Annotated in this window: 16 protein-coding genes; 10 read left to right on the top strand and 6 right to left on the bottom strand. The window is 69.9% G+C overall.

Features of this window, described 5'->3' with window-relative positions:
- Nucleotides 1-567, bottom strand: a 567-nt coding sequence (locus VNR91_RS01140) for a LysR family transcriptional regulator (RefSeq protein WP_325488957.1), incomplete at its 3' end; no start/stop codon positions are given.
- A 183-nt stretch (nt 568-750) separates the two neighbouring features.
- On the opposite strand from VNR91_RS01140, the gene VNR91_RS01135 reads away from it, so the two are divergent.
- The 5 genes from VNR91_RS01135 to VNR91_RS01115 all read left to right on the top strand — a co-directional run bounded on the left by VNR91_RS01135 (nt 751) and on the right by VNR91_RS01115 (nt 7,770).
- Nucleotides 751-2,181, top strand: coding sequence for an NAD-dependent succinate-semialdehyde dehydrogenase (locus VNR91_RS01135; RefSeq protein WP_325488956.1), 1,431 nt, complete (start codon nt 751-753; stop codon nt 2,179-2,181).
- A 226-nt stretch (nt 2,182-2,407) separates the two neighbouring features.
- A complete protein-coding gene (locus VNR91_RS01130) occupies nt 2,408-3,574 on the top strand; it encodes a serine hydrolase domain-containing protein (RefSeq protein WP_325488955.1) in 1,167 nt (388 codons plus the stop codon).
- On the top strand, nt 3,571-4,818 hold the full coding sequence (locus VNR91_RS01125) for a DUF1343 domain-containing protein (RefSeq protein ID WP_325488954.1): 1,248 nt from the start codon (nt 3,571-3,573) through the stop codon (nt 4,816-4,818). Before VNR91_RS01130 ends, VNR91_RS01125 begins: the two co-directional genes overlap by 4 nt.
- 28 nt (nt 4,819-4,846) lie before the next feature.
- A complete protein-coding gene (locus tag VNR91_RS01120; protein ID WP_325488953.1) occupies nt 4,847-6,397 on the top strand; it encodes a sodium:solute symporter family transporter in 1,551 nt (516 codons plus the stop codon).
- 71 nt (nt 6,398-6,468) lie between these two features.
- On the top strand, nt 6,469-7,770 hold the full coding sequence (locus VNR91_RS01115) for an Hsp70 family protein (protein WP_325488952.1): 1,302 nt from the start codon (nt 6,469-6,471) through the stop codon (nt 7,768-7,770).
- A gap of 48 nt (nt 7,771-7,818) precedes the next feature.
- Here the strand turns inward: VNR91_RS01115 and VNR91_RS01110 are convergent, their stop codons facing one another.
- The 3 genes from VNR91_RS01110 to VNR91_RS01100 are packed head-to-tail and all read right to left on the bottom strand — an operon-like array spanning nt 7,819 to nt 9,199.
- The gene (locus VNR91_RS01110; RefSeq protein ID WP_325488951.1) at nt 7,819-8,295 is read right to left on the bottom strand and encodes a RidA family protein; all 477 of its coding nucleotides are present in this window, start codon (nt 8,293-8,295) and stop codon (nt 7,819-7,821) included.
- On the bottom strand, nt 8,292-8,939 hold the full coding sequence (locus tag VNR91_RS01105; RefSeq protein WP_325488950.1) for an HAD family hydrolase: 648 nt from the start codon (nt 8,937-8,939) through the stop codon (nt 8,292-8,294). Before VNR91_RS01105 ends, VNR91_RS01110 begins: the two co-directional genes overlap by 4 nt.
- Nucleotides 8,936-9,199 carry a DUF3572 domain-containing protein gene (locus tag VNR91_RS01100; RefSeq protein ID WP_325488958.1) on the bottom strand — a complete coding sequence of 88 codons (264 nt, stop codon included), beginning with the start codon at nt 9,197-9,199 and terminating at the stop codon, nt 8,936-8,938. The genes VNR91_RS01105 and VNR91_RS01100 overlap by 4 nt, the downstream gene beginning before the upstream one ends.
- 34 nt (nt 9,200-9,233) lie before the next feature.
- Between VNR91_RS01100 and VNR91_RS01095 the strand changes: the two genes are divergently transcribed.
- Nucleotides 9,234-9,632, top strand: coding sequence for a response regulator (locus VNR91_RS01095; RefSeq protein WP_325488949.1), 399 nt, complete (start codon nt 9,234-9,236; stop codon nt 9,630-9,632).
- Between the two features lie 102 nt (nt 9,633-9,734).
- Here VNR91_RS01095 and rpmG read toward each other — a convergent pair whose 3' ends face one another.
- Complete coding sequence (gene rpmG, locus VNR91_RS01090; protein WP_025560997.1) at nt 9,735-9,902, bottom strand: 50S ribosomal protein L33; 168 nt, start codon at nt 9,900-9,902, stop codon at nt 9,735-9,737.
- Between the two features lie 178 nt (nt 9,903-10,080).
- On the opposite strand from rpmG, the gene VNR91_RS01085 reads away from it, so the two are divergent.
- Both VNR91_RS01085 and VNR91_RS01080 read left to right on the top strand, forming a co-directional pair.
- The gene (locus VNR91_RS01085) at nt 10,081-10,386 is read left to right on the top strand and encodes a hypothetical protein (RefSeq protein ID WP_325488948.1); all 306 of its coding nucleotides are present in this window, start codon (nt 10,081-10,083) and stop codon (nt 10,384-10,386) included.
- Between the two features lie 19 nt (nt 10,387-10,405).
- Nucleotides 10,406-10,954 carry a TMEM165/GDT1 family protein gene (locus tag VNR91_RS01080; protein ID WP_325488947.1) on the top strand — a complete coding sequence of 183 codons (549 nt, stop codon included), beginning with the start codon at nt 10,406-10,408 and terminating at the stop codon, nt 10,952-10,954.
- 164 nt (nt 10,955-11,118) lie between these two features.
- Here VNR91_RS01080 and VNR91_RS01075 read toward each other — a convergent pair whose 3' ends face one another.
- Nucleotides 11,119-11,511 (bottom strand): hypothetical protein, encoded by a 393-nt coding sequence (locus VNR91_RS01075; protein WP_325488946.1) that lies wholly within the window; start codon nt 11,509-11,511, stop codon nt 11,119-11,121.
- A gap of 133 nt (nt 11,512-11,644) precedes the next feature.
- On the opposite strand from VNR91_RS01075, the gene VNR91_RS01070 reads away from it, so the two are divergent.
- Together VNR91_RS01070 and VNR91_RS01060 are read left to right on the top strand one after the other, a co-directional pair.
- Nucleotides 11,645-12,505, top strand: a complete 861-nt coding sequence (locus tag VNR91_RS01070) for a CoA ester lyase (RefSeq protein ID WP_325488945.1) — start codon at nt 11,645-11,647, stop codon at nt 12,503-12,505.
- A 740-nt stretch (nt 12,506-13,245) separates the two neighbouring features.
- Nucleotides 13,246-14,336 (top strand): acyl-CoA dehydrogenase family protein (locus VNR91_RS01060; protein ID WP_325488944.1); only part of this gene is annotated, 1,091 nt, incomplete at its 3' end.

Raw genomic sequence — 14,336 nt, 5'->3', positions numbered from 1 at the left:
CCCGTGCAGCATGTCCGGCGCGATGAGCGGCGGCGCGTCGGGCCAGTCGGCGCGGTGGAACAGCAGCACCAGTTCGGCAGCGCCAAGCCGCACGCTGGTCAGGCGCGGGCGCGGCGGCACGTCGAAGCAGATCGCCAGGTCGCAGGCGCGCTCGTACAACGTGCCGATGATCTCCCGGCTGTGATCGGTGCGGATGTCGAACGACACCAGCGGGTGCCGCGCGCGGAACGCGGACACCGCCGCCGGGATGAAATCGAGCCCGAGCGAGTGGAGCACCGCCAGCCGCAGGTGGCCGTCGCCGCCGCGCCGCAGGTTGCCGATCGCCTCCTTCAGCACGTCGACCCGGTCCTGGACCTCATGCGCGTCGGCGAACAGCAGGTGCGCTTCCTCGGTCGGCACCAGCCGGCCCTTGACCACCTGGAACAGCGAAAAGCCGATCAGCGTCTCGGCGTGGCGCAGCACCTTGCTGACCGACGGCTGCGACACGCGCAGCATCCGCGCCGCCCCGCTGATCGAGCCGGCCTGATAGACGGCATGAAAGATTTCGATATGGCGCAGACTGATCATCGGGCGGCACCAGACCGCCTTGGACCGACCGGGTCAAGGACGGCCGCGCGATTTGCCGCCACCCGCCGCCGGGCGAGTCACGAATGGGGTTGCGCCGGGCGGCGGTCGGACTAACTGACAGGCTGTTCGAGCGCGTGGCCTGACGGCGACCGGTCGCGCCAACGCCTGCGGGAGCCTGACACCATGGATTATTCGACCACGCTCGGCCTTTACATCGACGGCGCCTGGCATTCGGGCGAGGGGCGCGATGTCCAGCCGGTGCTCAATCCGGTGACCGGCGACGCGATCGGCGAAGTCCCGCTGGCGAACGCGGCCGATCTCGATCGCGCGCTGGAGGCGGCGGATCGCGGTTTCCGCGCGTGGCGCGCGGTCGCGCCCGAGGCGCGCGGGGATGTATTGCGCAAGGCGGCGGCGCTGCTGCGCGAACGGGCCGACCATATCGCGCGGATCGCGACGATCGAACAGGGCAAGCCGCTGGCCGAGGCGCGCGGCGAGGTGATCGGCGCGGCCGGCCTGCTCGATTTCCACGCGGGCGAGGCGGTGCGCGTCTATGGCCGCGTGCTGATGCGCCCGGCGGGGATGCGCAGCCTGGTGCTGCACCAGCCGGTCGGCCCGGTCGCGGCGTTCTGCGCGTGGAACTTCCCGGCGCTCAACGTCGCGCGCAAGCTGGGACCGGCGATCGCGGCGGGCTGTTCGATCATCCTGAAGCCGAGCGAGGAGACCCCGGGCAGCGCGATCGAGGTGATGCGCTGCTTCATCGACGCCGGCCTGCCCGGCGATGTCGCGCAGATCGTGTTCGGCGTGCCGGACATGGTGTCGCGCCACCTGCTCGCCTCGCCGGTCACCCGCAAGCTGAGCTTCACCGGATCGGTACCGGTCGGCAAGCAGCTGATGAAGCTCGCCGCCGACTCTGTGATGCGGATGACGATGGAGCTGGGCGGCCACGCGCCGGTGTTGGTGTTCGACGATTGCGACCTCGACAAGACGCTCGACACGCTGGTCGCGCACAAGTTCCGCAACGCCGGGCAGGTGTGCATCGCGCCGACGCGCTTCCACGTGCAGGAGGGCATCTACGAAGCGTTCGCCAAGGGCTTCGCCGAACGCACCCGTGCGCTGAAGGTCGGCGACGGGCTCGACGCGGCCAGCCAGATGGGGCCGATGGCCAATCCGCGCCGGCCGGAGGCGATCGCCGCGCTGGTCGAGGACGCGCGCAGCGCCGGCGCGCGCGTGCTGGCCGGCGGCGCGCCGGGCGACGGCGGCGGCTTCTTCTTCTCGCCGACCGTGATCGCCGACGTGCCGCTGGACGCGAAGGCGATGAACGACGAGCCGTTCGGCCCGGTCGCGTTGCTGCGTCCGTTCGCCACCGTCGACGATGCGATCGAACAGGCCAACCGCCTGCCGTTCGGCCTCGCCGCCTATTGTTTCACGGAGAACGGGCGCCGCCAGAACCTGCTCGGCGACTCGATCGAATCGGGGATGCTGATGATCAACCAGGTCCGTGCGACCTGGCCCGACGCGCCCTTCGGCGGGGTCAAGGAATCGGGCTTCGGATCGGAGGACGGGCCGGAGGGCGTGCTGGCGCACATGGTGACCCGGGCGGTGCATATCGCCTGACCCGGCACCGCGCGCCGCGCGGCGTGGCTGTGCGATAGGTGGCGCGGTCGCAGTGCTGATGCGCGAGCGCCCCCGGCGCGGCCCCCGATGGCGGGGGACCGCGCCAGGTGCCGGGCCCTTGACCCGACGTGCCGGGCGCGATCATTCTGCGTGCCGAAACAGCGGCGCAAAGGGGGGCGGGAAAACGGTCGCGATCAGGCGCCTTTGGTGGCCGGCGGCCGCTGTCGTGCTGCTGGCGGGCGGCCAGCCCGTCCCGGCGGGCGTGCCGTCGAGCGCGCCCACGCCGGTGCCGGTGCCCGCGGCTGCCGGCGCGCGGCTGGACGGTGCGTTTGCCGTGGTCGACGATTTCGTCGCGAAGGGCGCCTTTCCCGGCGCCGTGCTCGCGGTCGGGCGTCATGACCGACTGATCGCATTGCGTGCGTTCGGCCGGATCGAGGCCGCGCCCCGCGCGCCGCCGATGCCCGCCGACGCGATCTTCGATCTCGCCTCGCTGACCAAGGTGGTCGCGACGACCACCGCCGCCGCGATCCTCTACGACCGGGGCCGGCTCGATCTCGACGCGCCGGTGGTGCGCTATCTGCCCGCGTTCGGGGGCGCCGCCGGGCATGACGCGATCACCGTGCGCCAGTTGCTCACCCACAGTTCCGGCCTGACGGCGTCGGGGCTGTTCTGGCGGCAGGCCGGCGACCGGCAGGGCATCCTTGCCCGGATCGACCGCCTGGCGGTCGGCGATCCGCCCGGCACCGTGTTCCGCTATCAGGATTTCAACATCATCCTGATGGGGGAGATCGTCGAGCGGATTACCGGCGAGCCGCTCGACCGGTTCGTGCAGGCGAATGTGTTCGGTCCGCTCGGCATGACCGACACCGGGTTCCGCCCGTCCGGCGCGCGCCTTTCCCGCATCGCCCCGACCGAACAGGACGACCAGTTGCGCCACACGCTGGTGCGCGGCGTGGTGCATGACGAGAATGCGTTCCTGATGGGCGGCGTCGCCGGCCACGCCGGGCTGTTCTCCACCGCGCGTGACCTGTCGCGGTTCGCCAGGCTGTATCTCGATCACGGCCGCGCCGGCGGGAAGCAGCTGATCCGGCCGGAGACGATCGCCCTGTTCAGCCAGCGGCAGGGTGTGCCGCCCGGCAGCACCCGCGCGCTCGGCTGGGATATGCCGCCCGACGATGGCGGCTGGGCCGGCACGCGCGCCAGCGCCCGCGCGATCATGCATACCGGCTTCACCGGCACGTCGATCTACATCGATCCCGATCGGGACGCCTTCGTCATCCTGCTGACCAACCGGGTCAATCCGACCCGCGAGAATCTGCTGATCAATCAGGCGCGGCCGGCGATCCACGACGCGGTGCTGGCCGCGCTGGACGCAAGGACACGGCAACCATGATCCGACGGTTTCTCCTGTTGCTCGCGGTGCTGTTCGCCGTCGTCCCCGCCGCCGCCGCGCAGGTCCGTACCGGCATCGACGTGCTCGAGGACCAGCAGTTCGCGCCGCTGCTGAAGATCGCCGCGCGCCACGGCGGGCGGCTGCGGCTGGGCATCCTCGCCAATCCGGTCAGCATCGACGGGCAGGGCCGCCGCACCATCGACGTGCTGCGCAATGACGCGCGCGCCGCCGTGCCGGGGCTGGAGGTGGTGCGGCTGTTCAGCGGCGAGCATGGCATCGACGCGACGGTCGATGACTATGCGATCGACGACCACAAGGATCGCGCGAGCGGGCTGCCGATCGTCAGCCTTTATGGCGCGCAGGAGGCCGACAAGCGACCGAGCGCCGCGCAGCTTGCCGGCCTGGATGCGGTGGTGATCGACCTGCAGGACGTCGGGGTGCGCTACTGGACGTTCCAGACGCTGACCAAATATTTCCTCCAGGCCGCCGCCGCGCATGGGGTCGAGGTGATCCTGCTCGATCGGCCCAACCCGATCACCGGCGTCGCGGTGCAGGGGCCGGTGTCGACGCCGGGGCTGGAGGATTACACCACGCCGCATTCCGAACCGATGCGGCCGGGCATGACGCTGGGCGAGCTGGCCGGCATGTTCAACGACGAAGGCCGGATCGGCGCGCGGCTGACCGTGATCCGCATGACCGGATGGAAGCGCGGCGACTGGTACGACGATACCGGACTGCTGTGGGTCAACCCGTCGCCCAACCTGCGCAGCGTGACGCAGGCGGCTGCCTATGCCGGCACCGCGCTGATCGAGGGCACCAACGTCAACATCAAGGGACCGGCCGACGCGCCTTTCCTGCGGTTCGGCGCGCCGTGGATCAAGGGGGTCGAGCTGGCCGCTTATCTGAACGGGCGCGCGATCGCCGGGGTCAGCTTCCTCGCCGTCGCCTATGTGCCCGCGGGCGACAAATATTACCCGCACATCGGCCGGCGCGTCGAAGGGGTCGAGGTGATCGTCCACGACCGCGACGCGCTCGACGCGCCGGCGCTGGGGGTGGAGGCGGTCGCGGCGCTGTGGAAGCTCTACGGCACCGCGTTCGAGATCGACAAGGTCGACCGGCTGCTGCGCAACCGCGCGGTGTTCGACCGGATCAAGGCTGGCGATGATCCGCGCGCGATCGTCGCTGGATGGCAGCCCGAGCTGGACCGGTTCAAGGCGCGACGCGCGCGCTACCTGTTGTATTGACCGGCGCGCGATTGGGGGAGGGAACAGCGTGACATTGCCGTTCGGTGCCGTCGACTGGGCGGTGATCCTCGCCTATTTCGCGCTGCTGGCGGGCGGGGCGTGGCTGTTCATGCCGCGCCATACCGGCACCGCGCGCGACTATTTCCTGGCGGGCGGCACGGTGCCGGCGTGGCTGGCGGCGGTGTCGGTGCTGTCGGCGACGCAATCCGCCGCGACGTTCCTCGGCGGGCCGGATTTCGGCTATCACGGCGATCTGACCTACCTGGGTACCAACCTGGGCGGGCTGATCGGTGCGGTCTTTGTCGCGCGGGTGCTGATCCCGCGATTCTATGCCGCGCGCGTCAGCACGGTCTATGAGCTGCTGACGCAAAGATTCGATGCGCGCGCGACTCGCTGGGCGGGGGCGATGTTTCTGCTCGGCCGCGTGCTCGCCAATGGCGCGCGCGTCTACCTCGCCGCGATCGCGATCGCGATGGTGATGACCTCCACCGTCAGCGGCACCACCATCCTGATCGCCGCCGCCGTGCTGGTGGTCGCCAGCTTCCTGTCGACCTTCGTCGGCGGGCTGCGTTCGGTGCTGTGGATCGACCTGGTCCAGTTCGCGATCATGGTCGGCGCGGCGATCACCGTGCTGGTGGTGCTGCGGCTGGCGATCCCGGCGACCAATGCGGAGATCTTGGCCGGGCTGAGCCACGCCCCCGGCGGCGTCGACAAGCTGCGGCTGTTCGACCTGTCGACCGATCTGTCGCGGCCGTTCTCGCTGCTGGCGATCGTCACCGGGATCGCGCTGCTCTACATCGCCTCGTCGGGGCTGGACCAGGACACGACTCAGCGGTTGCTCGCCTGCCGCGACGCCCGCACCGGCGCGCGCAGCCTGTATCTGTCGGTGTTCGCGACGGTGCCGGTGGTGGCGATCTTCATCGCGATCGGGCTGATGCTCCACATCTTCTACGACCGGCCCGAGCTGATGGGCGGCGCCACCGCCAGCGCCGGCGCGGCATTCGGTGGCGAGAAGATCAGCATCTTCATGCACTATATCCTGAACCAGGCCCCGCCGGGGCTGCGCGGGCTGGTCACCGCCGGGATCATGGCCGCCGCCGTCGCCACCACCAATTCCGCGCTCAACGCGATGTCGTCGGTGCTGATCGAGGATTTCTACCGCCCGTGGCGCGAACGGCGCGGCGCGGTGGCGGAGCATCATTTCGTGCAGGCCGGGCGCGCCGGCATGGGGGTGATCGGCGTGGCGATGCTGGTGGTGGCGGTGCTGTCCTTCTACTGGCAGCATTATGCCCGGCTCGGCCTGCTCGAATTCGCGTTGCAGGTGATGGTGTTCGCCTATGCCGGGCTGCTCGGGGTCTATTTCACCGTGCTGTTCACCCGGCGGGGGACGACCGGATCGGTGATCGCGGCGCTCGGCGCCGGCTTCGTCGTCGTGCTGCTGCTCCAGCCGGCGATCGCCACCGCGATCGGGCTGCCGGCGGCGCTGCGCCACCTCGCCTTTCCGTTCCAGCTGTGCATCGGCACCGCCGTCGCCTTTGTCGTCGCCGCGGCGCCGCCGGCGCGGCGGGTTGTGGTTTGAGCCGGGCGCTGCCATAGGCGCCGCCCGGCCGCGTGCCGGCACCCCTCAAGAACCGACACAGGAGCAATGTCGTGAACGGCGACACGGCGGCGGGCGCGCTCGGGCTCGATTTCGGCACCACCAACACCGTCGTCGCATTGGCCGACGGCAGCGGCGATTCTCGGCTGGTGGAGTTCGCCGGGGAAGAGGCGACCGGCGCGGTGTTCCGATCGGCGCTGTGCTGCTGGGAGGAGGAGCGCGGCTGGAACGGCATCGCGCATGAAGGCGGGCCGTGGGCGATCGCCGAATATCTCCAGTCGCCGCTCGACAGCCGCTTCATCCAGTCGTTCAAGACCGTCGCCGCCAGCCCGCTGTTCGAACGCGCGCAGATCTTCGGCAAGCCGTTCCGCTTCGAGGATCTCGGGCGGCTGTTCCTCCAGCGGCTGGTCGCCCATGCCGGCGGACAACTCGACACGCGCCCGCGCCGGGTGATCGTCGGCCGGCCGGTCGAATATGCCGGCGCGCGGCCCGATCCGGCGCTGGCGCGCCAACGCTACGACCTGATGCTGGCCGAATTCGGGGTCGAGCTTCACTATGTCTACGAACCGCTTGGCGCCGCGTACAGCTATGCCGCGCGGCTGACCGAGCCGGCGACGATCCTGGTCGCGGATTTCGGCGGCGGCACCACCGATTTCTCGATCGTCCGGGTGGCGGAGCCGGGGGCGGAGCGCCGCTGCGTGCCGATCGCATCCTCGGGCGTCGGCATCGCCGGCGACCGGTTCGACCAGCGCATCGTCGACCGGCTGGTGCTGCCGATGCTCGGCAAGGGCGGCAGCTACCGCTCGTTCGGCAAGCTGTTGCCGATTCCCGGCGGCTATTTCGTCGACTTCGCCGACTGGTCGCGCCTGGCGATGATGCGCAACCGCCGCACGCTCGACGAACTGCGCCGGCTCCAGCGCGACGCGGTCGAGCCCGAGCCGATCGGGCGGATGATCGCGCTGATCGAGCACGAACAGGGCTTTCCGCTGTACGACGCGGTCGGCCGGCTCAAGCGCGCGCTGTCGAGCGACGACCGGGCCGAATTCCGCTTCTCGGGTGGTGGGGTCGAGATTGCCGCCGAGGTGCGCCGCGCCGATTTCGAGCAATGGATTGTCGACGACCTGCGCCGGATCGAGGGCGCGATGGATGCGGCGCTGGCCCGCGCCGGGATCGCCGCCGCCGCGATCGACCGGGTGTTCCTGACCGGCGGTTCGTCGCTGATCCCGGCGATCCGCGCGGTGTTCGACCGGCGGTTCGGCACGGAACGGATCGCGACGGGGGGCGAACTGACCTCGATCGCCCACGGCCTCGCGCTGATCGGCGAGCAGCCCGACCTGGCCGGCTGGGTGGCCTGATCGTGCCCGCCCGGCGGCGACTGTCACCGCCGGGCGAAGCGTTGATCCTCAGTCGAGCGCGGCCGGGCGCACCGCGATGATCGCGTCGATCTCGACCGCCGCGCCACGCGGCAGCGCGGGCACGCCCACCGCGCTGCGGGCGTGTCGGCCGGCATCGCCGAACAGCGCCAGCATCAGTTCCGAGGCGCCGTTGGCGACCTGCGGCTGCTGGATGAAATCGGGCGCGCTGTTGATGAACACGCCCAGCTTGACGATGCGGTCGACGCGATCGAGGCTGCCGAGCGCGGCCTTGATCTGCGCCACCAGCATCAGCGCGCAGCGTTGCGCCGCGTCCTGGCCATAGGCGACGTCCTTGTCCTCGCCGATCCGCCCGGTCATCACCACGCCGTCGTTGAACGGCAGCTGGCCCGAAATGTGGAGCAGCCCGCCGGCCTCCACCGTGGCGACATAGGCGGCGATCGGTGCCGCCGCTTCGGGCAGCGTCAGGCCGAGTTCCTCCAGCTTGCGGTCGATCGCGATCGTCATGGTCGTGTTCCTTCGGTGGGGGTGGAATCGGGGGCGGGCAGGCCGGCGGCGAAGCGCGCGGCGATCCAGTCGGCGGCGTCGCGCCAGTCGTCGATGCGCGCATGCGCGTGCGCGGCGGGGCTGACGCGCGGCGCCAGTTCGGGTTCGGAGACCATGTGGAGCCGGTGGACGCCCGGGCTGTGCCGCGCGACCGATTCGTGGTGGACGTGCAGATCGTCGACGAACACCGTCACGCTGGGGGCATATTCGGCGACCAGTCGCGCGACCGGATCGCCCTTGCCGCCCTGGTTGGTCTCGACGCGGTGCGCGATGCCGTGTTCGGCGAGCTGGGCGATCCGCGCGTCGCGGCAATGATCGCCCAGGTTGGTGAGGACGACGATATCGGCGTCGCGGCCAAGACGCTCCAGCGCCTCACGCGCGTGCGGCACCAGCGTCTGGCGGGCCATTTCGGCGGGGAAAAACCCGTTGAGCAATGCCCATTTCTCCGCATCCGGCACCTCGTTGCCGTCGGGCCGGGCCATCGCGAATCGTCCCTCGCCCGCGTCGAAGGCGATGTCGTGGTGCTCGCGCAGCCACACGCCGAAGTGGCGCACCATGTGCAGCAGCACCTCATCACAATCGGTGATCAGCAGCGGACGGTTCATGATTCGAGCCTGTGGCGGACGGCGACCAAGGTCGCGGGATTGGTATCGGTCGCGGCGGCGCAGGCGACCAGATCGGGTTCGTGCGCTTCCAGGAACCCCAGCACCGCCGCCAGCGTCGCCGGTTCGCCCGCACCCGCGCGCAGCGCCGCCGGCGTGAGACCGGTCACCGCCAGCAGCCGCTCGGCGCGGGCGGGATCGCCGAGCGTCCACGCCAGTGCCTGGAGCGCGATCGCGGCATCGTTTGTATCATCGGCGGGCATTGCGTAAATCACGTGGGAAGGGGTGGTGAAGCGCGTGGCAAAAAGGGTGCTCGTTGTCGAGGACAACGAACTCAATCTCAAGCTGTTCTGCGATCTGCTGCGGGCGCACGGCTATGCGGCGGAGCCGGTGCGCGACGCGCGCGAGGCGGTGGCGCGCGCCCGCGCGTTCGAGCCGGACCTGGTGGTGATGGACATCCAGCTGCCGCATGTCAGCGGGCTGGAACTGATCGGCCAGATGCGCCGCGATCCGCGCCTGCGCGCGGTGCCGGTGATGGCGGTGACCGCCTATGCCGGACGCGAGGACGAGGACCGCATTCGCGCCGCCGGCGCCAACGCCTATGTTTCCAAGCCGATCTCGGTGATGCGCTTCATCGAGGAAGTGCGCGGGCTGATCCCCGATGCGCCGGTCCCGGATGCGGACACGGTGGGGTAGAAAAGTCGGAGGCCGGAAAATACGAAAAGCCGCGAAGCTTGCGCTCGCGGCCCTGGACCCCGGCCTGCGCCGGGGTCTGCGTAACAGGCGCCTTGGCGCCGGTTACTTGATCTTGGCTTCCTTGAACTCGACGTGCTTGCGCACGACCGGATCGTACTTGCGGAAGCTGAACTTCTCGGTCTGGGTGCGCGGATTCTTCTTGGTGACGTAGAAGAAACCGGTGTCAGCGGTGCTGACCAGCTTGATCTTGACGGTAGTCGGCTTGGCCATGGCCCCAAACTCTCGAACAGCGTAAAAAAGAAAGCGGCGCGCCCGGATAAAGAGCCGCCGCCGAACAGAAGCGGGCGCATGGCCGATGGCGCCGCGCTTGTCAAGCGAACCCGCAGTTTACGCGATGTTAACCACGTCGCCGATACACCGGCGACGTGGTATTTCGGGGGAACCGCGCATGACCGACCGCATCCGTCTCGATCTTGCGTCGCGAATCGACGCGATCGGGTTTCGCGCGCGCCATGTCGGTGCCGGCGATCTCGCCGACGAGCTTGAGCAGATCCGCCGAATCGCGGTGGCGCAGGGCATCCGGCCCGCCGTCACCGTCGTCCATGCGATCCTGTCGGCGTTGGGACGCGGCGAGCGCGGCCCGCTGGTCGATGGCTGGCTGGCGATCCTGCGCGACGCGATCGGTTGCGAATCGAACGACGCGCGCACCTGTGAGGCCTTTGCCGCCGCCTGCACCGTGCGGCTCGGCGCCTGATCTCGATCCTGTGGAAGCATTGGTTCCCGCGCTGATCGCCGCGCTGGTCGCGGGCGTCGGCGATCGGCCGGCGATGATCGCGGCGCGGATCGGCGATCGCTATCGTGGCCGGTGGGCGATCGTGACGCTGGTCGTCGCCCATGCCGCCGCCGCCGCTATCGCGGTAACGGGCGCGTGGGTGGTGGCGCCGCTGCTCACCGCCAACGCCCGCGCGTTGCTGCTCGCACTCGCGCTGATCGCCGGCGGGGTCGGGGCGCTCCTGCGCGCCGGGCCGCCGCGGGTCGAGCGGTGCACGGGCGGACGCGCGACGACGTTCGTCGCGATGATCGGCGCGGCGCTGGGCGATCGCACCACCTTCATCACCTTCGCGCTCGCGGTGCGCGGGCCCGAACCGACGCTGGCCGGGATCGGCGCGACGATCGGGGCGGTGGTGCTGGGCGTCGCCGCGGTGACGCTGGGCGAACGCGGCTGGCGCGCGCTGCCGCTCCCCGCGCTGTCGATCCTCGGTGGCGCGCTGCTGGTCGGGGTCGGGATCGTGACCGGGCTGGCCGGACTGCGGCTGATCTAGGGCGGATCGACATTCAAGCGGCAGCGGTCCTTTGCTGCATCCTCCCCAGAGCCACAAGCGGCGGCTCTGCGGTCCGTAACCCCGGATCAAGTCCGGGATGAGACCCAAAACGGCGCGCATCCGCCGCTGATATTCGTGAATGGCGATCGGCCTGGGCCGTCAACCTAGGCGGCGTCGGAGACCTGCCCGCTTTCGTCGAACAGCCACGCCTCGGCGATCGCCGGCGTATCGAAGCATCGCGCGGTGCGATGGGTGATCAGCCGCGCGAGCTGGCCGCGCGCCAGCGTCGGACCAACCACGAACGCCAGCCGGCGCGAACGATATTCGGGTCCGGCGAGCAGCGCGCCGAATCGCGCGACCGAGTCCTTCGACTGGATCTTCATGCCGCGCAGGTCATTGATCGTCAGATGGGCGTTGGGCGCGCAGGTCAGCGCCTTGTGCGCCTCGGCGCGCGCTTCCAGGAACCGATCGATATCGGCCAGGTTGAAGAATCCGTCCATGGCGATGCGGACCAGATCGCGTTCGGGATCGACATCGATGGTGAAGTGGGCGTCCATGACCCTGCTATGGCCCGGAAAATTATGACAAATCGTAAATTTGGCCCGGCTGCGCGGCGCGGCCGGCCGCCGGGAACGGCGGCGCCGCGCCCGCGCCCTTGACCGGCCGGCGGCGCTGGACGACAGCCCGGCGATGGCCAACGTCCTCCCCCCGCTTCGCTCGCTCCTGTTCGTGCCCGGTGACCGGCCCGAACGCATGGTCAAGGCCGCCGGCCTCGGCGCCGACGCGCTGATCCTCGATCTGGAGGATTCGGTGGCGCTCGCGCGCAAGCCCTATGCGCGCGACGCGGTGGCCGAGCATCTGCGCGGCCCGCGCACGGTCGCGCTGCTGGTGCGGATCAACCCGCTCGACGGCGCGCTGGCCGATGCCGATCTGGATGCCGTCGCCGCCGCCGATCCCGACGGCATCATGCTGCCCAAGGCGGAGGGCGCCGCCTGCGTCGAGGATCTGGCGGAACGGCTGGCGGCGCGCGGGCTGGCGTCCACGCCGATCCTGCCGATCGCCAGCGAGACACCGGCGGCGGTGTTCGCGCTCGGCGGCTATCGCGCGGTCGCCGATCGCCTCGTCGGGCTGACGTGGGGCGCGGAGGACCTGCCCGCCGCGATCGGCGCCGAAACCTCGCGCGAGGCCGACGGCAGCTATACCGCCCCCTATCAGACGGTGCGCGCGCTCACCCTGTTCGGCGCCGCCGCCGCCGGGGTCGCGCCGATCGAGACGGTCTATCCGGGGTTCCGTGATCTCGACGGGCTCGCCGCCTATGCCGCGCGGGGCGCGCGCGACGGCTTCACCGGCATGATGGCGATCCATCCCGATCAGGTCGCGGTGATCAACGCGGCCTTCACCCCGTCCGACGCGGCGGTTGCCCATGCCCGCGCGGTGATCGCCGCGTTCGCCGACCATCCCGGCGCCGGCGTGCTCACCCTCGATGGCAAGATGATCGACCGGCCGCATCTGGTGCAGGCGCAGCGGGTGCTGGCACGCGCCGGCGGCTAGCGCGCTTTCCAGGAGGGTGGAATCACCCGCTGACTAGGAAAACGCGCTAGATCAAAAAAACGTAGAGCAGCCGAGCCGATGCAATCGGATCGGAATCCGCCCTGGGCGCTGCCTGCATTGAGCGCATCCAGATCATGGCGAGATGGACGCGGCATGAAGGCGGCGGTGGTTTCTCGCAGCGCAGGGCAATCCGGCGGAGACGTCTGAGCTGTTGGGGAAGCATTCGACCTGGTGGCGTTCCTTGCAGAGGCTCCAGTCGATGGGGACGTGCTGGTGCGGCCGGGATTAGCCTCGATCTGGACGGCGGCTGCAGGATCGCCGGCGATGAAGGCGCGGAATCGGGCACGGACCCCGCTCCACTTGCCAAACACCCCGGCAGATCACGCCAGCGTGCCGAGTCGCCTGCCATCCGCAGGATCGCATCCACGAACAGCCGGTGGTCGACACCCCGCGCCCCCGCGTCCCCGCTCGGGCGGGAAGATGATCCTTGATCCGCTCCCATCGCTCATCCGTCACCGTGCGCCTGCTCACGGCTCGGCTCGCCCACCAGCCTTGAATCTGGAGACCACCTCAACCGGGCTCCCTAAATGCGGACAACGCTTAAATCACTAGGTCTCCTGATGACTACTTCACATGGGGTGACGACGCATGCTAGTGCCCCATCGCGCTTGGTGCATGATCAGCGGCGGGAAGGCCCCTGCCACGGCCATGGACCGGGGCGATCGATGGAAAGGTACGGCATGGCGAATTCCCACGGCGTTGCGCTTGAAGCGGATCCGGGTCTTGCGAAGAACACCCAGGCGTCGCGTGCGGCGGACGAGCTGATCAGCGACATTGTCGCCCTCCAGCCGTGGCTGCGCGAAAAGCAGGCCGAGGCGGAGCGTCAGCGGCGTGTTCCGCAGGATACGGTCGAACGCCTCGATGCGATCGGGGTCTACGGCATAACCATGCCGCCGCGGTTTGGCGGCGCCGACTTTTCCGCCCGGGACCTGTTCCGGATCTACGAGGCGCTCGGATCAGGCTGCGGCGCCACTTCCTGGACCACATGGGCGGCGACCGGCGGCAATCTGTGGAGCGCCGCCTTCCCCGAACAGGTCGTCGCCCCCGTCTATCAGGCGCCCTGGGTCGGAAACCGCACCTGCGCGGTCGGCGGCAGCACCCGTCGTCTGGCCGGCACCGCCCGAAAGGTCGATGGCGGCTGGATGACGAAGGGCAACTGGTTCTTCGCCACGGCCAGCGCGCACGCCTCGCACGCCTATCTGGCGGTCTATCTCGACGATGCCGACGATTCGAAGGTCGGCATGGTCCTCGTGCCTCGCGAGCAATATATGCTGCTCGACGACTGGGATGCGATGGGGCTGGCGGCCACCGGCAGCGCCACCATCGTCATCAAGGACGAGCTCTTCGTGCCCGACGCGCAGTTCAGCTCGCCGCAGATCCTGATAGAGCGGCTCGCCGCGCTCAAGCAACTCGGCGAGCCGCTCAGGCCCGGCGGGCTCGGCCGCTCCGTCATGGTGGGAAGCGGGAACGCGGTCGGCATGGCCGAGCACGCGCTCGAGCTCTTCCTACAGGGCATCGGCAAGAAGCCGATCGCCTATTCGCCCTACGCGCGGCAGCAGGACGCGCCCGTCACGCACCTGAACGTCGGCTACGCGAGGTTGCAGATCGACTCGGCGCGTCGCGTCGCCGAGGCCGCGCTGGACGAGCTGGATCGGATGCATGCCGAGGGGCGCGATGCGGTCCCCGCCGATCTGGTGCGGTTCCACGCGGACGCCGCCTATGTCTGGGATAGCTGCGCCACCGCCACCGAGATGCTGTTCAAGGCGTCGGG

This window comes from Sphingomonas sp. (assembly GCF_035555815.1).
Taxonomy (GTDB): Bacteria; Pseudomonadota; Alphaproteobacteria; order Sphingomonadales; family Sphingomonadaceae; genus Sphingomonas.
The sequence above is the reverse complement of the archived record's forward strand: the minus strand, read 5'-3'. Positions and strand labels throughout refer to the sequence as shown.

Coding starts and splice junctions, on each gene's coding strand:
- VNR91_RS01070 (WP_325488945.1), top strand. CDS start 11,645: ATGGCCAACGTCCTCCCCCCGCTTCGCTCGCTCCTGTTCGTGCCCGGT.
- VNR91_RS01075 (WP_325488946.1), bottom strand. CDS start 11,511: ATGGACGCCCACTTCACCATCGATGTCGATCCCGAACGCGATCTGGTC.
- VNR91_RS01085 (WP_325488948.1), top strand. CDS start 10,081: ATGACCGACCGCATCCGTCTCGATCTTGCGTCGCGAATCGACGCGATC.
- VNR91_RS01135 (WP_325488956.1), top strand. CDS start 751: ATGGATTATTCGACCACGCTCGGCCTTTACATCGACGGCGCCTGGCAT.
- rpmG (WP_025560997.1), bottom strand. CDS start 9,902: ATGGCCAAGCCGACTACCGTCAAGATCAAGCTGGTCAGCACCGCTGAC.
- VNR91_RS01110 (WP_325488951.1), bottom strand. CDS start 8,295: ATGACGATCGCGATCGACCGCAAGCTGGAGGAACTCGGCCTGACGCTG.
- VNR91_RS01125 (WP_325488954.1), top strand. CDS start 3,571: ATGATCCGACGGTTTCTCCTGTTGCTCGCGGTGCTGTTCGCCGTCGTC.
- VNR91_RS01105 (WP_325488950.1), bottom strand. CDS start 8,939: ATGAACCGTCCGCTGCTGATCACCGATTGTGATGAGGTGCTGCTGCAC.
- VNR91_RS01100 (WP_325488958.1), bottom strand. CDS start 9,199: ATGCCCGCCGATGATACAAACGATGCCGCGATCGCGCTCCAGGCACTG.